Below are 20,466 nucleotides of genomic sequence, written 5' to 3' on the forward strand. Positions count from 1 at the left end.
CTACCAGGCGGCTACGCAAATCTCGATCTTCTGACATGTACTCTCATCCCAGCTGTCCACGTGGACAGGTAGCATCAGAGAATCACTCGTTCATTGCTAGGGCGTCCGTAAAGGACCGCATACCTTCGACGCCGAGAGCATCAAGTCGGGCGGTCAGCATCGCGTGCTCAATCCGGACCGGTGCGCAGCGGTCTCCGCACCGGCGTTCCGATACCCGCGCTAGTCGCGCTACAGCGTCGGATCGGTCGGCGGCGATCTCGGCCAGGCCGCGACCGTGAGTCACGACCACCGGCACCGCCGCGGCGCGCAGCTCGCCCGCATGCTTCTGGGCCATCACGAAGAAGACCGCATGGCCGTAGCAGGTGGCCGCCGTGCAGGCGAGCCAGAGCACGGCGCCGATTGCCCGGATGCGCCAGCCGTGCGGACGGGACAGGGCAGGGAGCAGGTGAGCGGCGACAACCAGCACCATGCAGACGGCGATCCACAACGCGCGCTCCGTCACCCATCCGCCACGCTGCCAGCCGGCCAGGATGGACAGACACGCAGCAGTAGCGGTCGCCGTGACTGCGAGTAATGCCGGTTGCGTTCTCATTGGCATCGTTATTCCTTGACCTTGACGGTCACCGGTCCATTTCGCATGTCGCCGGTCATTTGGCCGTCGAGCTCCGCTCGCTCCTGCCTCGTGAGGTTCCGCCACTTTGCAATCAAATAATCGCCACGCAACAGGCCGCGCGGCGAGCCGACGCATCCGGGCCCTACCGAGTAACCGAGGGCGGTCATGCTAGGCTTCTCGGTGAAACTGGAGGTGGTATGCAACACCTATTTCGCTTTCGTACACGCATCGGCCCCTTCTTCATCTCTGACAGAGGCGAGCGGTGGCATGTCGTCTTTGATGGCGAATCTCTCGGCAGCTACTCGAGTCCAATGCAAGCGGCAGATGATCTTGCCAGTGGTCTTACATCTTCGTTGCCAAATGGAGTGGACACCTCGACGCTCGGCATTCCAAAGGACCTCTCCAAGTGGGAGCGAGTACCGATTTAGTTAGCCTCACGCGAGGTGCCTAAATTCGATTCGCCATGCCCACGGGTTGGCATCCCAGCCGACACCGCGAGCGGCGTTGAGGCTGTCCCACAGCGCAGCGAAGCGTGACTGCATCGACGCGTCCTGCGGATCGCAACCGACTTTATTCCGGCCCATCGGGAGAAGCGGCGCATAAATCGCCCCTTCATTGCGCGCGTCGTCTTCGCCGATGTTCTGCAGACGCTCGACGCGCACGCCAGTGACCTCGAGCGTGATGCGCGATGCCCAGCGCGGCATATGGATCGACGGAGTCTAGCCGCGACTTTCTTTCGAATCCACATCCCGATACAGCGCTTGCGAGATCGAAAATTCGGAGCGGCCGTCATCGGCCTGATACTTGACGCCTGCGTAGTGACGCGCGGGTGTGTTCGGCCCTTCCTCGAAGCCAATGCGATTAACTTCATGCGTCTCGCGTACATACAGCCGGTCGCCGGGCATTCCATAAGGGCAGGGAATCAGGTCGATCGCCGGAAAGTCGGTGCCGACGCCGCGCCGGATGAAAGCGCCGAATCGGTCTTTCTTGGGGTGCGGCGACGTGATTCGACCGAACACCGGCGGCGTTTCGAAGGCCCAGCCGTTGACCGGCTGAGGCGTCACGACGCGGCGCGTCTGCGTCTTGCTGCCGTCAAGCAGTGCACGTACCATCGCGCCTGAAAAAAAATCGGGAGTTCACGCATGGATGCCTCCACAACTGCCGTTCAGCAGGCCTACGCCGCCTGGATTCAAGCGATCGGTTCGATTACCGGGATAGGTGTAACGGTCTACATTTTTTGGCGGCAGAGTGCTTTTCTGCGGCGAGAGGCAAATCAGCAAAAGATCTCGCTGCTCGAAAGTGTCCTTGGGATATTGCAAGACGTTGAGCTGTCGTTGGAAGAGGCGGCGCAGTTTTGGGAGACGGCGCGTAATCCACGCACGCCGTTGCTGGCCACAAAGCGCATTCGTCTTGGCCAGGCATTGGCAGCTTGAATGAACTTCCTCTCCACGAAATTCAGCCCTATGCCGCAATGTCCGCTTTCTTGGAGTGCAAGCGAATGATCTCGAAGGTCATCGTGTGGATGGCGGAAGACCACGGGGCCATCTACGTAAACGAACGATTGGTGAGCGACATAAGAGATTGGGCTGGCGAAATTGCCGAGCAGAGGGCCGTCTTGGTAGCCCAGTCGCGTCAGCTTTCCCAATAGGTTCGACACAATTTCACCTCTTAAAGAGTGGGCCGATACAGCACCCACAAAGGCGCGGCCTTGTGAGCCGCCAGAGTGCTTACTCGGGCGAGCCGAGCAGAATGTTCGTTGCGGTCTGCTCTTCGATCTGCGACCAGATCGCGCGGAATGCGACTTCGAGCACCTTGTGCGGGCGCCCAGTCCGTACCAGATCTTCAGGGTGCCGTTCCGCACGCGGTATTTGATGCGGGCGTCGATGGAATACGGCGAACCGTTTTCGAAAACGTGGAATCGACAGAGTGATTTGTGACGGCATCGCGATTTTGTTGCCGGTCGCGTTGACGTCTTCCTTCCAGACGAAGTTGGTGCTGCCGTCCTGGAGGCGCGTTGCCCGAGACGAAATTGCCTTCCGTACTGGCTTCGAAGTTCAACGCGACGCTCAGCATGGCCGAGCCGTCCGCGTTGACGATGTCCGGCAAGTTGTCCTCGATCAGCTCCGCGAGTTCGAGCTGCGTCATCGGCTGGCGATCCTTGCCAGTCCACGTCTTCCACTCACGCGATGCCGGCACAGCGAACACAACCCGATAGCCGCGCCAGTTCGCGCCGTCATGCTCGACGGTCGTCGTCATGTCGAACGCGCGGTGATCGTCGATGACATTGAGAATCTTCGCCGGGTCGAGCGACACGCAGATGAGGCTTTCTGGACGCTTCTGGCGGTTGAAGTAGGTCACAAGGCTATTGGCGTCGCGAAGCTTCACAATCCCCGTAACACGCGCCGGGCTCTCGTCGCGTTTCAACAGGTGCTCGACCTTGTAGCCTTCCGGCACGACAACGAACGGCACGCCATCGTTGAGCGGGCTCTTTTGCGGGCCGGCGAGCGAGATGCCTGCGCAGAGGATAGCGGCGGCGTCTTTTTCGCCTTGGAAGTCTTTAAGCATGGGTTATCCGTGTGATGTCGATGGTGAGGTTGGTTGTGCTGTTTAGTTAGCCGTGCGCAACAGAGCGGGAATCGGCAAGCGAGATGCCGGGCAATTCGGTCTGCCGCTCGCTGTGACGTGAGAGATTGTTCTCGACGGTCGGGAAGAACACTTCAGCCGACTCTTTCTCCTTCGGCAGCGTGGCGACGACCTTGCCGGTCACTTCCAGCGCGTCTTGCACTTTGGCGAACGGCTTCCCGATCTGGATTGCACAGAAGTACGGCAAGGAGGGCTATCAGTTCTCGGCTGCCGAAGTCAAGGCTACCTCGCGACCGCTTCGAGCAAGGTCAACGCGGCGTGCACGGCGCTCGCCAGCTCGAGCGCGACGCCATTCCCGACGGCCGATGTCACGGCGCTGGTCAATGAAGGCGTGCCGGCGTTGATCAAGGTGATCGACGCGTCCAATTGGACGAAAGACCAGAAGAGTGCCGCGGAGATCGCTTTGACGGCTGCGCAGCTCGCTGTGTCGACTGCGCTTGCGGACTACGTTTCGGCGCCGCCGGCGGCCGCCCCAGTTGCTGCCAGTGGAGCGGTCGCATCGTGAGTGCGTTCGAGGACAATCTGGATGTCAAGCTCGTCAGCGATTCGACGAATAGCGGCCGCGGCACATGGCGACTTCTATCGCCGCTGGTCTACCACTCAGACATCGCAGGCATGACGTTCACGGTTCCGGCCGGCTTCGAGACCGACTTTGCGTCGGTGCCGCGCGTGATTCTGGCATTCGTGATGGTGGGCGACACCGCGCATGAGGCGAGTGCGCTGCATGACTGGCTCTACACGGCGCATCTGGTTTCGCGCGCGATGGCAGATGCCGTGCTGCGCGAGGCGGCATGCGCCTCAGGTGTTCCTGCGTGGCGAGTGTGGCTTTTGTGGGCCGGTGTACGGATCGGCGGGGGCGGGAAGCAGTGGAACGGCGCGGCGACCGCCTAGATGTAAACTGAGGTCGCTATCGTTATGCTGCAGCTGGAGTAAATGCGTAGGCTGATGCGCGCAAACAGGGATAGACGCTGAGGGCTTTACATTTCGCCGGCCACGCCGGAGATGCGGAGCTAGCCGACCGCCGTGACCGCCCCCCCTTGGTGGCCAGATGGAATAAGCAATGCCGGGGATCAGCTCCGACCACTCTCCACCCATCTCCCATCCCGCCTGTTGCGCTGATTCAATCAACCTTCACGACTCTTCCATTCAACTCAGCTCCGGGCGGCAATGGTCGGTTATTGGATTTCACGAACTCCCTGCCGTGATACCTGAACTTGTCCGCTGTCCATGGCGTCAGCACACTTGAAAATGATCCGCTGCCAGCCACCATGTCGCCGTACGGGGTTCTGTTTGACGACGTCCAGATCGCCGTCACGCCCCAAGATCGCCTGTAGTTTGGCGATGTATTCCGATAATTTCATCCCTTCCTCTCGCTCCAAAGCGCATACCACTCAGCTCGCAGCCTGCGGCGCATCTTCAGCCGAATCGGGCGCCTCACTTAACGCTCACTTCCCAGTGCGTCCCAAGCGCCTCCAGTGCCTCTGCAATCGTATCGATCTTCGTCGCATGATTCAGATCAACAATTCGGTTGACGTCTTGCGGTCGGGTATCTAGGCGTCGAGCCAACTCCGATGCCATGACCTTCTGGTCAATCATCGCATTTAGCAGAAGAACCTTGGCTGATGCGCTCGCCGGGAGGGCAACCAATTCCTCGCCTTTCTTTGGCTCCGATGGCGGGGGAGCGACTCGCCTATCTTCGAAATAAAAGTCCATCGCGGACAGCAGCGCATCTGCGGACATGCTTCGCGCCTCATCCTTGGTACTGCCTGCCCTGATCGCCTCGGGAATGTCTCGGAACGTGACCAAATACCCGTCCCCATCGGGTGAGAACAGCGCAGGATAACGCAACAAGTTGTCCTTCCCGAAAATGCATAGCGTGCGATCGAACGAAGCCTGGACCACTCCGGTTACGCTGCCAGCCGCTCGTAATGGTGATGCAAGCCGCCAACATCCGGGAACTCGACGATTGTGCCGCGATCGGGCGGCTGCACTGGTCTCGGGTCGATCAGTTCAGTTTCACCGTCGGCCGCACCCGTTCACGGAGCCACTGGCTTGCCGCGTACATGACCGCGCGCTTGATGCCCGTGAGGCCCATGATGTGCCTGCGGTACAGATGCCGGTAGCACGTCGCGGCGAACCAGCCGTCAATGAAAAGCGGTCGGCGCAGTAACTCGCTCATCAAAGCCCCCGCCGCCCCCGCGCGTCCAAACGAGATCAGAGTGCCTTGATCGCGATACGAAAAGAGCGGCACGGTTCTATCGTCGAGACGCAGGGCGAGCGCATCGGCGAGATACAAGGCCTGTTGATAGGCGGCCTGCGCGCGCGGGGGCACGGGTGCGTCGCCTTTCGAGGCGGTGCACGCGGCGCAGTCGCCCATCGCGTAGATGCCCGAGCCGGGCTCGACCTGCAGGGTCCCGTCGACGATCACCTGGCCAATCCGATTCAGCGGCAGATTCCCGAGCCTGCGCAGGATCGCGGGCCCTTCCACGCCCGCGGCCCAGATCGTGATATCGCTCGGGACCGTTGCGCCATCGACGGTCGCGATTGTGTCCGTGTCGACCGACTTGACGCGGCAGTCGAGCTTCACGTCGACGCCGAGTCCGGCGAGCACGTGCCGGGCGCGCGTCGAGATGCGCTCAGGCAGCGCGGGGAGCACCCGCGGCGCGCCTTCGAGCAGACGAACACAGATGTCGTTGGCCGGGTCGAGCGAGGCCAGGTGATAGTCCCGCACCATCTCGGCCGAGCCGCGCAGGGCAGCGGCGAGCTCGACGCCGGTCGCGCCGCCGCCGATCACGGTTACCGACACCGGCTTGCGGGTCGCGCCCGCAACTGTCTGCTGTGCATGCCCCACGCGCAACAGGCTCGACAGCAGACGCCGCCGGAATGTCTCCGCCTGCTCGACCGTCTCCAGCGTCAGCGCATGCTGTTCCGCGCCCGGAATCGAGTAGAAGTTGGTCACGCTGCCGAGCGCCAGCACGAGCGTATCGAAGCGCAGCGTGCGGCGCGGGAGGAGCGCACGGCCGTCGGCGTCCGTTGTTTCATCAATGACAATTTCCCGGCTACCGCGATTGATGTCCGCGAGCGCGCCTTGCTCGAAGCGGAAGTGGTTCCACTTCGCGTGCGACGCATAGTCGATCTGATGGCTCGACGCGTCGATCTGTCCTGAAGCGACCTCGTGCAGGAGCGGCTTCCAGAAGTGAGTCGGAAAGCGGTCGATGAGGACTACTTCTGCACGCTGACGCTTGCCGATGCGATTGCCGAGGCGCGTGGCGAGTTCCAGTCCCGCGGCGCCACCGCCGACGATGACGATTCGATGGGGCGAGTTAACCTGTTGCTGTGCGTAAGGATTCAACATGATGGCTCTCCCGGATCAAACTAACGACCATGGAATTGGGGCGGTCGGATGGCGGAGCCGCTGCGCAACGCATCGCTCAATGGCATGCATTGAACAACGCCTGACGTGCGGGCCTCTTCCAGTCCGACTTCATCCGGCTCCACCGCGACCACACGATGTGCCGGTGTCGCGAGCGTATGAAGCGCCACCGCGTAACGCGAACCACGCGCGCTTGATGACAGGATCGATGAGAAATATTCAATGCCGTTCTCGCCGAGGGTTTCGCTGATCGCGTCGTTCAGAATCTCGGCCGTGAGTTCGCTCATGAGCAGCATTGGATAGCCGTCATCTCGCATGCATTGCAGGAAGCGTTTCAGCGCGGCGCTGAGCTCACCTGTCGCCGCTGACTGGGCGGCGCGGCCCGTATTCGTCCACACGCTGTCCATGTTCACTACGATCGCGTCGATTGCCATTGCCTGCCTCCGGAGTCGTTAAATGCTTGCGGGTCGTCAGGAGCCAAGGGCTCGCTTGACGACGGTGTTGGGAAAATATAAGTTTCTCAAAACATTTGCGCTATTTAGTATTTATAACCGACCCATAAGTTTTTACTAATGTTTAAGACCACGACCTTCAGACAATTGAGGACGCTGCAAACGGTCGCACGCGTGGGCAGCATCTCAGGCGCGGCCGGGGAGCTTCACCTCACCCAGCCAGCGGTGTCACTGCAAATTTCGCTTCTTGGCGAAGCAGCGGGAACGCCGCTTCTGCGTAGGGTGGGACGCGAGGTTCAGCTCACTGCGGCAGGCGAGGTAATGTCGCGTTATGCGAATGAGATCCTGAGTCTTTGGAGCGAGGCAGGAGAGGAAGTGGCGGCCCTACGCGGCGAGCTCGGCGGGACACTACGTATCGGTGCGATCACGACGGCGGAATATCTGGTTCCGCCGCTTCTCGTCAGGTTTACAAAGGAGAGGCCGGGCGTGAAACTGCAGTTCCGGATCGGCAATCGCGACGAAATAGTGCGGATGCTCGCGGCCAACGAGATCGATCTGGCGATCATGGGACGACAACCGCGAGAGCTACGCACAAGCGCTGCGGCATTCGCGAAGCATCCGATGGCGTTCATCGCGGCTCCGTCGCATCCGCTCATGCATGCGAAACATCTGAAGTTATCCGATCTCGAGTCGGCGAACCTGCTCGTGCGCGAGCGCGGATCGGGCACTCGCGTCACAGTCGACAGTCTTTTCAAAGAGGCCGGGATGAAACTGCACGCCGCGTCTGAGCTGTCGAGCAATGAAGCGATCAAGCAGCTCGTCGAAGCCGGACTTGGCGTTGCGTTCCTATCGTTGCACGCCTGTGCACTCGAGATGCAAGCCGGACTCCTTGCCACGCTACCCGTACCGTCAACTCCCATTGAGCGGGCATGGCATGTCGTACACATGTCGGAGCGACGGTTACCTAATGTCGCGGCTTTGTTTCGTGAGTTTTTGATTCAGTCGGGGGCCGCTTCGGAACGCGTCGCGTCGCCATTGGAAATGGCCAAGGCACGTGCAGTACGTAAAAGGCCGAAAGTTTGATCCGGTGCGGCGCCTCCCGTTCGTTTCGCGCGAGGTACACCAAAACTGACCTTAGACGAAGCTGTTTTTGAAAGTTTCAAGGCGTGCAGGACGGCGGACCGCTCCTTGTTTTGCTGCATTGCAAACATCTGTTGACGAATCTTCGCTTTTGCGACGAGAGTGCATTCCTTGTGCGGGTTTGTACCTAGTAATCGCCTGTTCGCCAGAGCCAACAAGACCTTTGGCGATGCGCTTACAAGACATGAAGCGGCTTCCACGAACAAACGATTGACATCCCACAACTCGACCGTAGAATGGATATTGCTGCGTTGCAGCACCGGCTCTATCCTGTGTCGTATTTCTATCCTGTGTCGTATTCAAAGGACAGATGACGTGCGCGAGCGGAGCCCGTCGGTCCGTCGCTGATCAATTCGACGGCCTGGCAATATAAGCAGTACTTCACATATCGACATTGTTCACTCCGCGCTTCTTACTGCGACAAAACCTGAAGCGCAGGCCCGAGTTCGTTGCAACGGCCACGACCATAAATCGACAATATGACACTACTGATTGGAATTCCTCTGGAGACAGCCACCGGGGAGCGGCGCGTAGCGACTGTGCCCGAGGTGGTCGAGAAACTGATCAAGCTTGGGTTCCCGGTTGCCGTGCAAAGCGGCGCCGGCGTAGGTGCGAACTTTGGCGATGATGATTACCGTGCTGCGGGGGCCGAGGTCGTGGCAACGGCCGCCGAACTCTGGGCCCGCAGTGACATCGTTTTCAAGGTGCGTCCCCCGAGCAGCGAAGAAGTGGCCCTGATGCGCGAGGGCGGCACGCTGATCGGCTTTGTGTGGCCGGCCCAGAACCCCGAACTGATGCAGCAGTTGGCCGCCAAACGGGCCACGGTGCTCGCGATCGATTCGCTGCCGCGCACGCTGTCACGCGCGCAGAAGATGGACGCGCTCACCTCGATGGCCGGCATCAGCGGCTACCGTGCGGTAATCGAGGCCGCGCATGCGTTCGGCCGCTTCCTGAACGGTCAGGTCACCGCCGCCGGCAAGGTCCCGCCGGCCAAGGTCTTCATCGCCGGCGCCGGCGTAGCGGGCCTGGCTGCAATCGGCACCGCGGCCAGTCTCGGCGCGATCGTGCGCGCCAACGACACGCGCGCCGAGGTGGCCGACCAGGTCAAGTCCCTGGGTGGCGAATTCGTCAAGGTGGACTACGAAGAGGAAGGCTCGGGCGGCGGCGGCTACGCCAAGGTCATGAGCGAGGGCTTCCAGCAGGCGCAGCGCGCGATGTACGCACAGCAGGCCAGGGACGCGGACATCATCATCACCACTGCGCTGATTCCCGGCAAACCGGCGCCGAAGCTCATCACGGCCGAGATGGTGCAGTCGATGAAGCCAGGCAGCGTGATCGTGGACATGGCAGCGGAGCAAGGCGGGAACTGCGAGCTGACCGTGCCCGGCGAGGCGGTGGTGCGCCACGGCGTGACCATTGTCGGCTACACGGATCTCGCCTCGCGCCTGGCGCGGCAGTCTTCTACGTTGTATGCGTCCAACCTGCTGCGCGTGGTCGAAGAACTGTGCAAGACCAAGGACGGCACGATCGATGTCGACTTCGACGACGATGCCATTCGTGGCCTCACGGTCATCAAGGAAGGCAACGTCACCTGGCCGCCGCCGCCGATCAAGCAGCCGGCGGCGACACCGAAGCTTCATACGCCACCGCCTGCGGTGGCCACGCCGAAAGGCCATGGCCACGGCAAAGGCGAGCCGATGTCGGCCAGGGCGCTGGCCATCGTGTTCGGCATCGGCGCACTGGCTTTCCTGCTGGTTGGCCAATTTGCGCCAGCCGCGTTCCTTTCGCACCTCACGGTGTTCGTGCTGGCCTGCTTCGTCGGCTACATGGTGATCTGGAACGTCACGCCGTCGCTGCACACGCCGCTGATGAGCGTGACCAACGCGATCTCGTCGATTATCGCGATCGGTGCGCTGGTGCAGGTCGCGCCGCCGTTGGGCGGGTCCACGGTCGGCGACCGGCCATCAGGGCTGATCCTTGGCCTGGCGGTGGGCGCGTTGGCACTCACGGCCGTCAACATGTTCGGCGGCTTCGCGGTGACGCGACGCATGCTGGCGATGTTCCGCAAATAAGGAAACGACAAATGACTTCTAACCTGACTAGCGTTTCCTACATCGGCGCGGCCATCCTCTTCATCCTCAGCCTCGGCGGCCTGGCCACTCCCGAGACTGCGCGCCGCGGCAACCTGCTCGGCATGATCGGGATGGTCATCGCTGTGCTGGCAACCGTACTCGGTCCGCGCGTGTCGGCTGCGGGCATTCCGTACGTCGTCGCTGCGTTGGTCGTCGGTGGCGCAGTCGGCCTGTTCGCCGCGAAGAAGGTGCAGATGACACAGATGCCTGAACTGGTCGCGCTGATGCACAGCCTGGTTGGTCTGGCGGCCTGCCTGGTCGGCTTTGCCAGCTACATCGACACTTCCGTGCAGTTCACAGGCGCCGAAAAGTCCATCCACGAAGTGGAGATCTACGTCGGTATCCTGATCGGCGCGGTGACCTTCGCGGGCTCGGTCATTGCGTTCGGCAAACTGTCGGGCAAGATCGGCGGCAGGCCGCTGCTGCTGCCGGCGCGCCACTGGCTCAATCTGGCCGCGCTGCTGGTGGTGATCGTGTTCGGCCGCGCCTTCCTCCATGCGGAGAACATTCAGGCCGGCATGACGCCGCTCGTCGTGATGACGGTAGTCTCGCTGCTGTTTGGCGTCCATATGGTGATGGCAATCGGCGGTGCCGACATGCCCGTGGTGGTGTCGATGCTCAACAGTTACTCGGGCTGGGCGGCGGCGGCTACCGGCTTCATGCTCAGCAACGACCTGCTGATCGTGATCGGCGCCCTGGTGGGCTCGTCGGGCGCGATCCTGTCGTACATCATGTGCCGTGCGATGAACCGCAACTTCATCAGCGTGATCGCTGGCGGCTTCGGTACCGGTAGCGGCGTGCCCGCGGCGGCAGGCGGCGGCGCGCAGCCGGCCGGCGAGGTGGTGGCGGTGAGCTCCGCTGAAACCGCCGAGCTGCTGCGCGACGCGAAGAGCGTGATCATCGTGCCCGGCTACGGCATGGCCGTGGCGCAGGCCCAGCACACGGTGTACGAACTTACCAGGCTGCTTCGCGAGAAGGGCGTCGACGTGCGGTTCGCGATCCACCCGGTCGCCGGTCGGATGCCGGGCCACATGAACGTGCTGCTGGCCGAAGCGAAGGTGCCCTACAACATCGTGATGGAGATGGACGAGATCAACGCCGACTTCCCCGAGGCGGACGTTTCGATGGTCATCGGCGCCAACGACATCGTGAACCCGGCGGCGCAGGAGGACCCTGCCAGCCCGATCGCCGGCATGCCGGTGCTGGAGGTCTGGAAGGCCAAGACCTCGATCGTGATGAAGCGCAGCATGGCCTCGGGCTATGCCGGCGTGGACAACCCGCTCTTCTACAAAGACAACAACCGCATGCTGTTCGGCGATGCGAAGACGATGTTGAGTGAGATCTTCGGGGTGTTGAAAGCCTGAACGCGGCGAAGCGGGGCTCGCCGAAGGACAACTAAGCAAGTCAGGCAACGGTTGGAACCTGGACTATGGCCCTTACTTTGGTTCGGGGCGTTGATTGGCGTCGCAGTGCGACCGGCGACAGTCGGAAGCATCACCCGACCGCCCGCGAGATATCGAATGGGTCTTATCGTTTGGGTTTATTCAACGCCTGCCCGCACACGTTGTCCTTGGCTCACGAACTCATCGTCGAGGGCAGGCGTCGAGCAAATCGACACCAACCATTCTTTCTGGGTTTCTGCGGCCGGTATGCGGCTGGTCCTTCTGAGCTTACCGCTGCCCCCTTCGAGGCACGTCACAAGGTCACAACGGGATGCGGCACCATGCTCCTACGTTTCGCGATTTGCAAGCATGAGAAGGTCGACCAGATGTTTCTGACTCCCTTTTTTCTGCTGGTTGAACTGGCGAATGTTCGACAGCAGGTCGGTCCAAGATAAATTGCAGTGTCCTTCTCGCAGGCAGTCGCCAGAAGCGTCCAGGAACCGCAGCGTCCCGTCATCCGGCCTGAAGCTGAGGCGGACCGCCTGTCCGTCCACAATAAACATCGCGCTACATTCATTGGAAATCATGGTTTCTCCGCGAGCTTGCCTTCGTCTGTATCGGGGCCACGACTTCTGCAAGGCTTCCGACGGGCACCGTTGCTACGTCACGTTGATTCCGGCGAAATCCTGCTTTCCTGATTGACTGCCGCCGTGAGCGGCGATGGCGTCTTGAAGAAAAATGTCGACATCTAGCGTAGGCATAGGAACAGACGGATGAGATTTTTGCCGACGTCGGTGAGGATGCGGGACCGCTAAAGAGCACTAGCTGGACGGCGAGGCGCGAAAGCCGTGACATACACTACAAGGCGTGGGAACTTGAGGCGATGACGACGGCCGTCCATTGGTCCTGACGTAGTTACTGACTTGTGGGATGTGGTTCTCGAGGAATGCGTCGACGCACGGCAGCAGAACCTGTAGGGTCACCGCGTTCGGACAGGCGATAGGCAAGCAAGTCGCCGAAAATATCGACGTGCATCTCCCCGTAAGTGTGCACGACGTCCTCGAAGATTTCAGTTATCGCAGTTTGCCGACTCTCATCGGTTAGTGTACTTGCTATTACTGAAGCGCCTCGAGCCAACTGGAGTTCGAAAAGCTGCTGGAAGCGCCGTACGTCGTGACGCGGGCGCTGGTGATTTGCGGTTGCCATATTTCCTCGGACTCAGTTCTCTTTTTGTTCAAGTTAGCTCACTCGTCGTCGAACTTCAAATCCCTCCAGTAAGGATATAAGTTCTGCCCGGTGCTCCCGGTCATTCAATGGAATTTCTCACCACGGGTGTACGACGAGAAATCAGCAGCGTTACCTGTCTGCGTACGCTGACGCAGCGACCTGCAGACTGCCCCCGAAGCCGCCTCATCGGGCTTTGAATTTCGTCTTAGGATAGCTGGCTATCTGGGCCGCTTCTCATGCCTCTCCAACAGGTGAGACTACCCTGATACCTCATTTAAATGAGGCCCACATATTTCAGCCAACGGGCGGGACGCGCCTCATCGGCGATTATCCAGCATAGCCCTCAAATCCAAAATGACGTCGTGCGGTTTCCTAATCACACCGATGCCTCGAAAAATAGCTGCCATACCATACGGCGGCGAGGAATTCGTCGTCCTGTTGGTGGCCTGGAGATATGACGGGGGCTACTAGGCTGCCAGAAGACAGACCGAAATGCTGTTGTTCCGCGCGTCATCGATGACCCGCAGGAGCGATTCCAAGGAGAATGGCTTTTGCAGACACACATCGAAGAGTCGGGCCAGCTCCTCATTGCCGTCGCTGTCACCCGTCATAGAGGCAACAAAGGGCCGGGGGAAGAGCGGCCTGTCCTGCAGCGACAGCGCGATGGCACTGCCGTTGATGTCGGGGAGGTTTTCGTCCAGGAAAACGAGTTCGAAAGCGCCGGAATGGAGCAATTCCAGCGCAGTCTTCCCGTCGTGCGCCATAACGGCGCGGTGACCAATGCAGTCGAGCAGGAAGACCAGACTGTCCGCGACGAACTCATTATCGTCGACGACGAGCACATTCATTCAACATCCTTATTACGCGAAGTTCGCGGCGCTGCCAAGAATCCTTCTTATGTAATAAAATATTATTAAATGGCGTTGCCTGTAGTTAGCTTTACAGATTAATACTTAAGTATAACCACGGACCCGTTCAGCAGGCATTTAAATACGTCCCCTACGACGCGAAGGGCAACGTTGACAATCCAACCAAGGACATAATGGCAGAAGCAAAGGCTCTTCCGCGGTCAGATAGTTCTGTTTAACTTCATACGTCAGTTAAATTGTTAGTGGAAATGTTGAGAGACTCGTCGACCTTCGACGCTGCCGCGCGCTGACAAGTTGCGTCCAGTTCACCCACGGTCACTGCTGTCGGGGGAACTGTTGAACACGAGCGCATCTCTGTCAGCGTTCAATGCGAACTCCCGTGGCCTCCGCCACCGCCCCAGTAATGGCCGCCGCTCATACCACGCCCTGGGTATCCGTGCCCACCCCAGCCGCCATGGCCGCCCCAATAGCCGTGATGGCCCCAGTAGCCGTGCCGGCCCCCGCCATAACAGCATCCGCCCCAATAGCCGAAGCTCAGTGACACCGATGGTCCCCACCACGCGGGCCAGCCGTAGTACGGATACGCGACGGGGTAATACGCAGGCACGACGAAGACCGGCGCGGCCGGTGCGATATACGTGTTCGTCGATGCCGTTACATCTGACGTAGCCGCACCGGCCGCGGCTGCGTCGGTCATTGCGAAAGGATATTGCTGCTGCGCCGCCGCCGGCACTTCGCCGTACGGAACGTAGCCGTAGGGTACGTAGTAGTAGCACCCGGACAAAGCTGCGGACAGGACCACCACCGCAACGACGCCGCCCGCACGCGACGTTGCATCCAGCGTTTTCATAACCGGCTCCGGGTCTGATGCGACGCAACATGCGACGCGCCCTCAATACAGATAGCTTACTTCGGAAAACAGGATGCCTGGCGTCGCGGGGGTTCATGCGCATCGGGTTGCGGCCGCGGGGAACGGTTGCGAAACGTCGCCAGTTCATCAGTCGTCGTCGGGCGGCGCACAGACCGGGACACGGTGCTCGTTCCTCGATTCGTCTGCGGGTGGCTCTGGCTCGTAGTAATTTCGATGAGCCCGGTGATTTTGCTTGGAAGGTAGGCGCGGGACAGTGAGCGTCTCACGGCAGAAGCTGCGTTAGCCGGTCTGCGTGCTTGATACCTATCCCTCTCTCCACGCGAGAAAGAGGTGATGGGCTTTGTCTTGTCCGGTCTGATGAACAAGCAGATTGTCAGTGAGATGAACCTGAGCGAAATCACGGTCATGTTTCACCGTGGACAGGTGATGCGCAAGCGTGAATGCACGCTCGATGCCGGACCTCGTCGGCAAGGCCGAATCGCGTGGTACGCAGCCCCGCCTGCCCCACGGCGCTCATCATTGAACGCCATCGTGCGTTAGCGCTTCTGCAAAGCGTAGATGACTTGCTGGGGATTTCCGAGAGCGCAACTCGAGCGATTGCATTCAACGGAAGTCTTCGGCCAGGCCGCGCTAGATTCCCGCTCGGACGGCCCGGCACATTCGACGGCGATGCGCCCTAGGGCGTTCCGCTTCCATTCATACAGAAATGGAACATGCGTTGCTGCTTGTTCTGCTACAAATGGAGTGGACAAATGGCTAAAGTGCTGCTGGTTGAAGACGACGCTAACCTGCTTCAGGCATTGGGAACCCTGCTTGTTCTTGCAGGACACCACGTGCGACGGGCCGAAAACGGAACGGAAGCACTCAATGCTACGTCGGTCGAGGCTCCTGACATCATCGTGACGGATGTCATGATGCCGGGCATGGATGGCATAGCGCTGGTGCGCGCATTGAGAGCAATGCCGTTACTTGCCCATATCCCCGTAATTATGACCACCGCCATCAATGTACCGCATGTGCTACCCGTACAGGCTTTCCTCCGGAAGCCGTTCTCTGAAGGCGAGCTGGTCGACCTGATTGACAGGCTTCTGGCATAACGTTCCAGGTTTCGCCCCGCAAAGAGGCGCCTTGACGTCGCTGCGGAGTTGTCAGTGTCAGCGCGTCGTTTTTCCTCGCATTTGGCGCCCGTTTATTGGCTTCGCCACGATACACACCGCAAACCAGACGGCGTGAGCGCTATCGGGATCGCTCGTCCTTCGGGCTGTCAAAGTTCTGTGAGCAGCGATACGCCGGAACCGGTGCCCGCACGCTCACCCGCCGGGTACTCCAGGCGGCGTTCTATCCAGCGCTGCCTTCCCGACGGCTGAGCCATTGCGTTGAGGATGTCTGTCTCGTCTTTTAGCGGTACTGGCATCACTCCTGTAGCGGCGTGAGGTCTCTGACACAACGCGCCAATTCCACACCGGCGAGTAAGGCGTTCACGCACGCGGCGATATGGGCGAAGACGGTACGACGGACTGGAGTTCACCCTGCTCGCGCGCTTGCCTGCCCAGGTATAGCCCTTGCGCGCTTGAGTGCGTATCAGCTGATGACCTATGGAGGAACCGCATGCCACAAGTCATTGTGGCGCTGTTCGGCTCATATCATGACGGCGATGAGGCGCTTCGAGCGCTGCAGGCATTGGGGTTAAGCCTGGACCATGGACATTTATACCAGGCAGGAAAACCCGCTCCGGCGACGCCTCCTGTCAATACTCCAGAGCTGGATTGGCGCCTCCACGAGTCCGCGGAGTATGCCGCGCATGGCGAGCGTCCGGGCGCAGGAGCGAACCGATACAGCCCGGAGACGGAAGATTTGGGCCTGGGCGCCGACACTGCGGCTCCCGTGAGCGTCGACACAACCTCGCGTACGCTTCTGGTGATCGAGGACACAACTGGCCTGAGACCTGCCACCGCTTGCGAGGTGCTTTACGACTATGGCGCGCTCGCAGTAAAGGACGCGGCCGGCCACTGGCGCTTCTCACCCCACCGGAAGGTCTGCCGCAGCCTGGAATCTTGATTTGATTCGGGACCGCCAGTTTCACGACGCCGTGATGGCAGGTGCGTGGCGGACCGAGCGACTGCGGCGAACCATGTTAACGCACGTGGCTATTGCAGAGTCGCACGGTTCATCGGTGATGCGGGCACACCATGCGACAGCAACCCCCGATGCCAGCAACACCGTCGCGCAATTCCACTTACGATTGGGAGCAGGCCAGGACCCTGATAAATGAAGAAGAGACTCCGGACGGAAACGGAACTGAGCCAAAGAGCAGCGGCGTTTGCCCGGGCTACCTCGCTGTGACGTCAGGAAATCCAGACGGGACATGGGAGGAGCCGGCTCAAGGAGCCGACCATAGTCCACAGGCACCCATCGACCAAAACGCGCGCTGCATCCTCTTCTCAGCGTGCGTCGGAGTCAAAGCTATCGCGTGCATTGCAAAGCATATCGCCTCAACAGCAGGACGCTGCCTGGATATTCACAATTTTGCTCGAACCCCCGAGCGAGCTGTCTTTCGGGCGACTTGGACGAACTTCCCGACCATGCTCAGGCTAACCACCGAATCGGTCTAAGCGAGGAGCAGATTGCGAGCGCTACGGCTCACGCCTTAGCCCCACCTACGCGAACTCGCATGTAATCTGCAGTGGGCCGCCTTCGTTCATGAAGCTCATCGAATGTCAGGTGCTGCGGTGGGTGTACCCCTCGAATGTGCACCAAATCGTTCTTGGCGAGAGAGAGTTCGGAGAACGGTAGGCGTAGTCCAAAAGCGCATGTTCGGCGGCTTCGGGCGATGCTTGTTGGTGCGCCGCATCACACATTCGCTTACTGTTTATGTCGCCGCACTGAATTTTTTCCCCGATAGGCAGACATACCCTTTACGAGGAACATAGGCCTCCGCTACAACTTGCCAACGTGTCGAACCGAGGGGGTAAGCATGGGACAACTCGACTTCAGCGCCTTCGAGCACGAAGGCTGGGAGCGGGTCGCGCAGGCCTATCATACGTATTTCGGTGATTTGACCGCTCAGTCGAACCACGCCATGCTGGAGACGCTCTGTACTCCGCGGGGCGCGCGTTTTCTCGACGTCGCATGCGGCCCTGGCTACCTCGCTGCCGCCGCCGCGCGGTGCGGCGCGAATGTCGCTGGCGTGGATTTCTCGGTTGCGATGGTCGACAAGGCGAGACGCGTCTTTCCGGGACTTGAGTTCCGCGTCGGCGACGCGGAGGATTTGCCGTTTCCCGATGAAAGCTTCGCGGCAGTGGGCATCAGCTTCGCATTGTTGCATTTCCCGCACCCCGAGCGTGCACTCGCGGAGGCGTTTCGTGTACTGCAACCCAACGGCAGAATCGCCTTCACAGTATGGGCGACGCCAAACAAGGCGGTGGGCTTCGGGATGGTGTTGAAGGCAATCGAGGAGCACGGGACGACCGATGTGCCCGTCCCACCGGGACCACCGTTCTTTCGGTTCAGCGATTGGCAGGAATCGAGGCGCGTGTTGCTCGATGCCGGATTCGTCCAACCGGGCGTGCGGGAGCTGGACCTAACCCTCGTGCTTCGTGCTCCCGATACACCTTTTCATGCGCTCATACGTGGTGGCGTACGGTTTGCCGCGTTGCTGAACGCCCAGACGCCTGCCGCTCTCGCGTCGATTGAACGGGCCGTCGCACACGACGCAGAGGCATTTCGGGGCGATGCTGGGGAGCTACGGCTTCCCATGGGCTGCGTTCTGGCTTCCGCGGTCAAGACCTAAGCAGTGCGGATTTATCCGAACGGGGTCCGCGGCTAGAAGTTGAAGACCATGATGCCCGAATTCGGCGGATCGGTAGCGTGTGGTGAAAGGCATCGATCGCGGCGCAGGCGCTAAACTATTAGTGCCGATCGTCCGAGGAGATGTCCATCATGGCAATCGACGTCAAGGATCCCAACTACAAGCTTGGCGAGAAGGCGACATATGTCGCCGTCGACGGTGTCAAGTATGCAATCGTGCGCGCGGACGCCTGGTTCGACCAGGCCGAGAACGCCCCTGCGCCGGGTAGCAAAGCGCTGTCGCTTCCGCTGGGGGACGTAACCAGGGGCCGTGGAAAATTTTACGGCGTGAAAACCGTCAAGCTCGCCATCAACCCTGACCATCCGGCCTATCACGCGGCGGTGCACAGGGTGACTTACTACCCTGCAGATCAGGTGACTTTCACGGGCGTCTCCAGGAAGAAGCTGCGCTCCGGCAGTTCGACGCATAGCAGAACTGATCGTGTCGGACGCGGCAAGGTCGGCGTGGGCGGCATGCGCACCAAGTCGCACGGTCAGCACCTGAGCGGTGCCGGCGCGCCGGTACGCAAGCCGGTTGGGCCGTCACCATGGATGGATGGCGCCGGTCAGGATCCGGCGGCATGGCAGCTGCAAGCCGACTGGGGTCTGCCGCGTTACGCCCAGCGGTCGCTGGCTGCTATTGAGGCCGGCACAACGCCCCGCCGCAGTCAAGGGACGACAGCAGAAGCGAGGCAGTGAAAGCGCAATGATGGACATCCGCTTCTCCTGCCAGACCATCGAGGAGCATACGATGAACACCGACCCGAAGAAGTGGAACCCTTTCAAATTTCTCCGCGGTTCGGCGCGCAAGCCCGAGGCGGAGAGTTCGCAAAGTCCGCCGGGCAGCGAACCGTGGCGTGCTGGATGGCCTGACATTCAGCGGCTTTTCTCTCGCGATCCGTGGCGTGCGATGGAGGATTTCTTTCACGATCCGTTTGCAACCCGCGGGCCGCTCGATCGATGGTTTGGCGACTTCAGCTCGTCGCGTTTCCAGCCGCGCATCGACGTCGTCGACGAAGGGAACGTCCTGCGCGTGACTGTCGAGTTGCCGGGCATGGAAAGGGAGGATCTGACCGTGAGCGTCGAGGATGGAGCGCTGGTGTTGCGCGGCGAGAAAAAACAGGATGTGCACAGCGAGGAAGATGGCTGCTACCGGCTTGAGCGCGCCTATGGGGCCTTCACGCGCACCGTCCCGATGCCCGAAAATGCCGATCCCGACCACGCGCTCGCAAAGTTTGACAGGGGCGTGCTGACGCTGACCGTGCCCAAACAGGAGCCGCCGCGAGCCGCGAGCCGCACGATTGATATCGGCTAGCGGTGGGCGGCGACGGTGCGCTTGCGAGGTGGATGAAGGGGCACCGCCGCCGTCATCAAGCGGCCAGCACGGAAGAGGATTACGCAGCCCGTTCAGCTGTCACCGCGAGGCACGACGATGTCTGTTGCATACCCCTCAGGTTCCAGTCTGCCCCGGGGAGGCTAAGGGTGACACAGCACCCGAAAACAACTCCTTGGTGTCGCGCAGGCTGAGGTGGAGCCGGAAGGCAGTATGACTTTGAGTGAGGCAGGGCTGGCCCGCCGTGACAGCGCCGCTCGCTGCATCCATCAGCAATGACGATCTCCGTTTTAGCGCGACCTCATCCGGTCCAGGAGCGACAACGGGCACCTCACAGTTTCGGAACGATGCGCCTATTTTCGACGACACATGCGGGCGACGCGCGCGACGTCGCGCAAAGCATTCGTCACAAAAAGGGGCCGCCGAAGTGGCCGGCCCTGGATAGTGTTGGAATGCGTCGCTCCCTAGCAGGCTGCGGAAATACCTCGCACTGAAGTCATCGCGACGGATAGCAAAAGCGTTGATGTAAGAAGCTCACCCACCACGAAATTATGCGCGGCGCCGACACATTCACCGAGAGTTTGT

The 20,466-nt window shown here is 60.7% G+C and carries 24 protein-coding genes and 2 pseudogenes; 12 read left to right on the forward strand and 14 right to left on the reverse strand.

From position 1 onward, the window contains the following. Positions 1–82: 82 nt before the first annotated feature. The 4 genes from FVF58_RS48860 to FVF58_RS53950 form a co-directional block, all read right to left on the reverse strand. Positions 83–592 (reverse strand): hypothetical protein, encoded by a 510-nt coding sequence (locus FVF58_RS48860; RefSeq protein ID WP_149676666.1) that lies wholly within the window; start codon positions 590–592, stop codon positions 83–85. 8 nt (positions 593–600) lie between these two features. Further along, entirely contained in the window at positions 601–780 is a 180-nt protein-coding gene (locus FVF58_RS48865) for a hypothetical protein (protein ID WP_149676667.1), read from the reverse strand. 267 nt (positions 781–1,047) lie between these two features. Then, positions 1,048–1,317 (reverse strand): hypothetical protein, encoded by a 270-nt coding sequence (locus FVF58_RS53945; protein ID WP_246217572.1) that lies wholly within the window; start codon positions 1,315–1,317, stop codon positions 1,048–1,050. A 15-nt stretch (positions 1,318–1,332) separates the two neighbouring features. Next, positions 1,333–1,725: a hypothetical protein gene (locus FVF58_RS53950; protein WP_246217573.1), complete on the reverse strand. Its 393-nt coding sequence runs from the start codon at positions 1,723–1,725 to the stop codon at positions 1,333–1,335. A gap of 30 nt (positions 1,726–1,755) precedes the next feature. Here FVF58_RS53950 and FVF58_RS48880 point away from each other — a divergent pair, with 30 nt between their 5' ends. Further along, on the forward strand, positions 1,756–2,046 hold the full coding sequence (locus tag FVF58_RS48880; protein ID WP_149676668.1) for a hypothetical protein: 291 nt from the start codon (positions 1,756–1,758) through the stop codon (positions 2,044–2,046). A gap of 294 nt (positions 2,047–2,340) precedes the next feature. On the opposite strand, the gene FVF58_RS55130 is transcribed toward FVF58_RS48880, so the two are convergent. The 3 genes and pseudogenes from FVF58_RS55130 to FVF58_RS48890 all read right to left on the reverse strand — a co-directional run bounded on the left by FVF58_RS55130 (position 2,341) and on the right by FVF58_RS48890 (position 3,380). Continuing rightward, positions 2,341–2,643 carry a DUF2303 family protein gene (locus FVF58_RS55130; RefSeq protein WP_425469037.1) on the reverse strand — a complete coding sequence of 101 codons (303 nt, stop codon included), beginning with the start codon at positions 2,641–2,643 and terminating at the stop codon, positions 2,341–2,343. A gap of 43 nt (positions 2,644–2,686) precedes the next feature. After that, a pseudogene (locus FVF58_RS48885) lies at positions 2,687–3,178 on the reverse strand (DUF2303 family protein); the annotation flags it as partial. A 46-nt stretch (positions 3,179–3,224) separates the two neighbouring features. Next, the gene (locus FVF58_RS48890; RefSeq protein ID WP_246217575.1) at positions 3,225–3,380 is read right to left on the reverse strand and encodes a hypothetical protein; all 156 of its coding nucleotides are present in this window, start codon (positions 3,378–3,380) and stop codon (positions 3,225–3,227) included. A gap of 12 nt (positions 3,381–3,392) precedes the next feature. Between FVF58_RS48890 and FVF58_RS52150 the strand changes: the two genes are divergently transcribed. Beyond that, complete coding sequence (locus FVF58_RS52150) at positions 3,393–3,761, forward strand: hypothetical protein (protein WP_188131204.1); 369 nt, start codon at positions 3,393–3,395, stop codon at positions 3,759–3,761. Next, complete coding sequence (locus FVF58_RS48895; RefSeq protein WP_223191240.1) at positions 3,758–4,147, forward strand: DUF1353 domain-containing protein; 390 nt, start codon at positions 3,758–3,760, stop codon at positions 4,145–4,147. Before FVF58_RS52150 ends, FVF58_RS48895 begins: the two co-directional genes overlap by 4 nt. A gap of 284 nt (positions 4,148–4,431) precedes the next feature. Here FVF58_RS48895 and FVF58_RS48900 read toward each other — a convergent pair whose 3' ends face one another. The 4 genes from FVF58_RS48900 to FVF58_RS48915 form a co-directional block, all read right to left on the reverse strand. Further along, on the reverse strand, positions 4,432–4,617 hold the full coding sequence (locus tag FVF58_RS48900; RefSeq protein ID WP_149676669.1) for a hypothetical protein: 186 nt from the start codon (positions 4,615–4,617) through the stop codon (positions 4,432–4,434). Positions 4,618–4,690: 73 nt separating this feature from the next. Further along, positions 4,691–5,107 (reverse strand): type II toxin-antitoxin system HicB family antitoxin, encoded by a 417-nt coding sequence (locus FVF58_RS48905; protein WP_149676670.1) that lies wholly within the window; start codon positions 5,105–5,107, stop codon positions 4,691–4,693. Positions 5,108–5,261: 154 nt separating this feature from the next. Next, positions 5,262–6,611 carry an NAD(P)/FAD-dependent oxidoreductase gene (locus tag FVF58_RS48910; RefSeq protein WP_149676671.1) on the reverse strand — a complete coding sequence of 450 codons (1,350 nt, stop codon included), beginning with the start codon at positions 6,609–6,611 and terminating at the stop codon, positions 5,262–5,264. 20 nt (positions 6,612–6,631) lie between these two features. Next, entirely contained in the window at positions 6,632–7,063 is a 432-nt protein-coding gene (locus tag FVF58_RS48915; protein WP_149676672.1) for a hypothetical protein, read from the reverse strand. A gap of 138 nt (positions 7,064–7,201) precedes the next feature. Between FVF58_RS48915 and FVF58_RS48920 the strand changes: the two genes are divergently transcribed. From FVF58_RS48920 to pntB, 3 genes are all read left to right on the forward strand, one after another. Next, complete coding sequence (locus FVF58_RS48920; protein WP_149676673.1) at positions 7,202–8,164, forward strand: LysR family transcriptional regulator; 963 nt, start codon at positions 7,202–7,204, stop codon at positions 8,162–8,164. A gap of 536 nt (positions 8,165–8,700) precedes the next feature. Next, positions 8,701–10,293: a Re/Si-specific NAD(P)(+) transhydrogenase subunit alpha gene (locus FVF58_RS48925; RefSeq protein ID WP_149676674.1), complete on the forward strand. Its 1,593-nt coding sequence runs from the start codon at positions 8,701–8,703 to the stop codon at positions 10,291–10,293. 11 nt (positions 10,294–10,304) lie between these two features. After that, entirely contained in the window at positions 10,305–11,717 is a 1,413-nt protein-coding gene (gene pntB, locus FVF58_RS48930; RefSeq protein ID WP_149676675.1) for a Re/Si-specific NAD(P)(+) transhydrogenase subunit beta, read from the forward strand. Positions 11,718–12,082: 365 nt separating this feature from the next. Here the strand turns inward: pntB and FVF58_RS48935 are convergent, their stop codons facing one another. From FVF58_RS48935 to FVF58_RS48945, 3 genes are all read right to left on the reverse strand, one after another. Further along, complete coding sequence (locus FVF58_RS48935; RefSeq protein WP_149676676.1) at positions 12,083–12,322, reverse strand: hypothetical protein; 240 nt, start codon at positions 12,320–12,322, stop codon at positions 12,083–12,085. Between the two features lie 1,107 nt (positions 12,323–13,429). Then, positions 13,430–13,810 carry a response regulator gene (locus FVF58_RS48940; protein ID WP_149676677.1) on the reverse strand — a complete coding sequence of 127 codons (381 nt, stop codon included), beginning with the start codon at positions 13,808–13,810 and terminating at the stop codon, positions 13,430–13,432. A 385-nt stretch (positions 13,811–14,195) separates the two neighbouring features. Then, positions 14,196–14,681: a hypothetical protein gene (locus FVF58_RS48945; protein ID WP_149676678.1), complete on the reverse strand. Its 486-nt coding sequence runs from the start codon at positions 14,679–14,681 to the stop codon at positions 14,196–14,198. Positions 14,682–14,945: 264 nt separating this feature from the next. Here FVF58_RS48945 and FVF58_RS48950 point away from each other — a divergent pair. The 6 genes and pseudogenes from FVF58_RS48950 to FVF58_RS48975 form a co-directional block, all read left to right on the forward strand. Further along, a pseudogene (locus tag FVF58_RS48950) lies at positions 14,946–15,225 on the forward strand (response regulator transcription factor); the annotation flags it as partial. 229 nt (positions 15,226–15,454) lie between these two features. After that, positions 15,455–15,799 (forward strand): response regulator, encoded by a 345-nt coding sequence (locus FVF58_RS48955; RefSeq protein WP_149676679.1) that lies wholly within the window; start codon positions 15,455–15,457, stop codon positions 15,797–15,799. A 511-nt stretch (positions 15,800–16,310) separates the two neighbouring features. Beyond that, entirely contained in the window at positions 16,311–16,760 is a 450-nt protein-coding gene (locus FVF58_RS48960) for a hypothetical protein (protein ID WP_149676680.1), read from the forward strand. A 916-nt stretch (positions 16,761–17,676) separates the two neighbouring features. Next, positions 17,677–18,492 (forward strand): class I SAM-dependent methyltransferase, encoded by an 816-nt coding sequence (locus FVF58_RS48965; RefSeq protein WP_149676681.1) that lies wholly within the window; start codon positions 17,677–17,679, stop codon positions 18,490–18,492. Between the two features lie 149 nt (positions 18,493–18,641). Next, the gene (locus tag FVF58_RS48970; protein ID WP_246217576.1) at positions 18,642–19,247 is read left to right on the forward strand and encodes a hypothetical protein; all 606 of its coding nucleotides are present in this window, start codon (positions 18,642–18,644) and stop codon (positions 19,245–19,247) included. Between the two features lie 52 nt (positions 19,248–19,299). Continuing rightward, positions 19,300–19,863 (forward strand): Hsp20/alpha crystallin family protein, encoded by a 564-nt coding sequence (locus tag FVF58_RS48975; protein WP_149676684.1) that lies wholly within the window; start codon positions 19,300–19,302, stop codon positions 19,861–19,863. Positions 19,864–20,466: the final 603 nt, after the last annotated feature.

Source organism: Paraburkholderia panacisoli, assembly GCF_008369935.1.
In the GTDB taxonomy this organism is placed as follows: Bacteria; Pseudomonadota; Gammaproteobacteria; order Burkholderiales; family Burkholderiaceae; genus Paraburkholderia; species Paraburkholderia panacisoli.

What these genes read in the sequence shown, in the direction of transcription:
- FVF58_RS48860 (WP_149676666.1), bottom strand. Translation starts at nt 592, where the DNA reads ATGAGAACGCAACCGGCATTACTCGCAGTCACGGCGACCGCTACTGCT.
- FVF58_RS48865 (WP_149676667.1), bottom strand. Translation starts at nt 780, where the DNA reads ATGACCGCCCTCGGTTACTCGGTAGGGCCCGGATGCGTCGGCTCGCCG.
- FVF58_RS53945 (WP_246217572.1), bottom strand. Translation starts at nt 1,317, where the DNA reads ATGCCGCGCTGGGCATCGCGCATCACGCTCGAGGTCACTGGCGTGCGC.
- FVF58_RS53950 (WP_246217573.1), bottom strand. Translation starts at nt 1,725, where the DNA reads ATGGTACGTGCACTGCTTGACGGCAGCAAGACGCAGACGCGCCGCGTC.
- FVF58_RS48880 (WP_149676668.1), top strand. Translation starts at nt 1,756, where the DNA reads ATGGATGCCTCCACAACTGCCGTTCAGCAGGCCTACGCCGCCTGGATT.
- FVF58_RS48900 (WP_149676669.1), bottom strand. Translation starts at nt 4,617, where the DNA reads ATGAAATTATCGGAATACATCGCCAAACTACAGGCGATCTTGGGGCGT.
- FVF58_RS48910 (WP_149676671.1), bottom strand. Translation starts at nt 6,611, where the DNA reads ATGTTGAATCCTTACGCACAGCAACAGGTTAACTCGCCCCATCGAATC.
- FVF58_RS48915 (WP_149676672.1), bottom strand. Translation starts at nt 7,063, where the DNA reads ATGGCAATCGACGCGATCGTAGTGAACATGGACAGCGTGTGGACGAAT.
- FVF58_RS48920 (WP_149676673.1), top strand. Translation starts at nt 7,202, where the DNA reads ATGTTTAAGACCACGACCTTCAGACAATTGAGGACGCTGCAAACGGTC.
- FVF58_RS48925 (WP_149676674.1), top strand. Translation starts at nt 8,701, where the DNA reads ATGACACTACTGATTGGAATTCCTCTGGAGACAGCCACCGGGGAGCGG.
- pntB (WP_149676675.1), top strand. Translation starts at nt 10,305, where the DNA reads ATGACTTCTAACCTGACTAGCGTTTCCTACATCGGCGCGGCCATCCTC.
- FVF58_RS48935 (WP_149676676.1), bottom strand. Translation starts at nt 12,322, where the DNA reads ATGATTTCCAATGAATGTAGCGCGATGTTTATTGTGGACGGACAGGCG.
- FVF58_RS48940 (WP_149676677.1), bottom strand. Translation starts at nt 13,810, where the DNA reads ATGAATGTGCTCGTCGTCGACGATAATGAGTTCGTCGCGGACAGTCTG.
- FVF58_RS48945 (WP_149676678.1), bottom strand. Translation starts at nt 14,681, where the DNA reads ATGAAAACGCTGGATGCAACGTCGCGTGCGGGCGGCGTCGTTGCGGTG.
- FVF58_RS48955 (WP_149676679.1), top strand. Translation starts at nt 15,455, where the DNA reads ATGGCTAAAGTGCTGCTGGTTGAAGACGACGCTAACCTGCTTCAGGCA.
- FVF58_RS48960 (WP_149676680.1), top strand. Translation starts at nt 16,311, where the DNA reads ATGCCACAAGTCATTGTGGCGCTGTTCGGCTCATATCATGACGGCGAT.
- FVF58_RS48965 (WP_149676681.1), top strand. Translation starts at nt 17,677, where the DNA reads ATGGGACAACTCGACTTCAGCGCCTTCGAGCACGAAGGCTGGGAGCGG.
- FVF58_RS48970 (WP_246217576.1), top strand. Translation starts at nt 18,642, where the DNA reads ATGGCAATCGACGTCAAGGATCCCAACTACAAGCTTGGCGAGAAGGCG.
- FVF58_RS48975 (WP_149676684.1), top strand. Translation starts at nt 19,300, where the DNA reads ATGAACACCGACCCGAAGAAGTGGAACCCTTTCAAATTTCTCCGCGGT.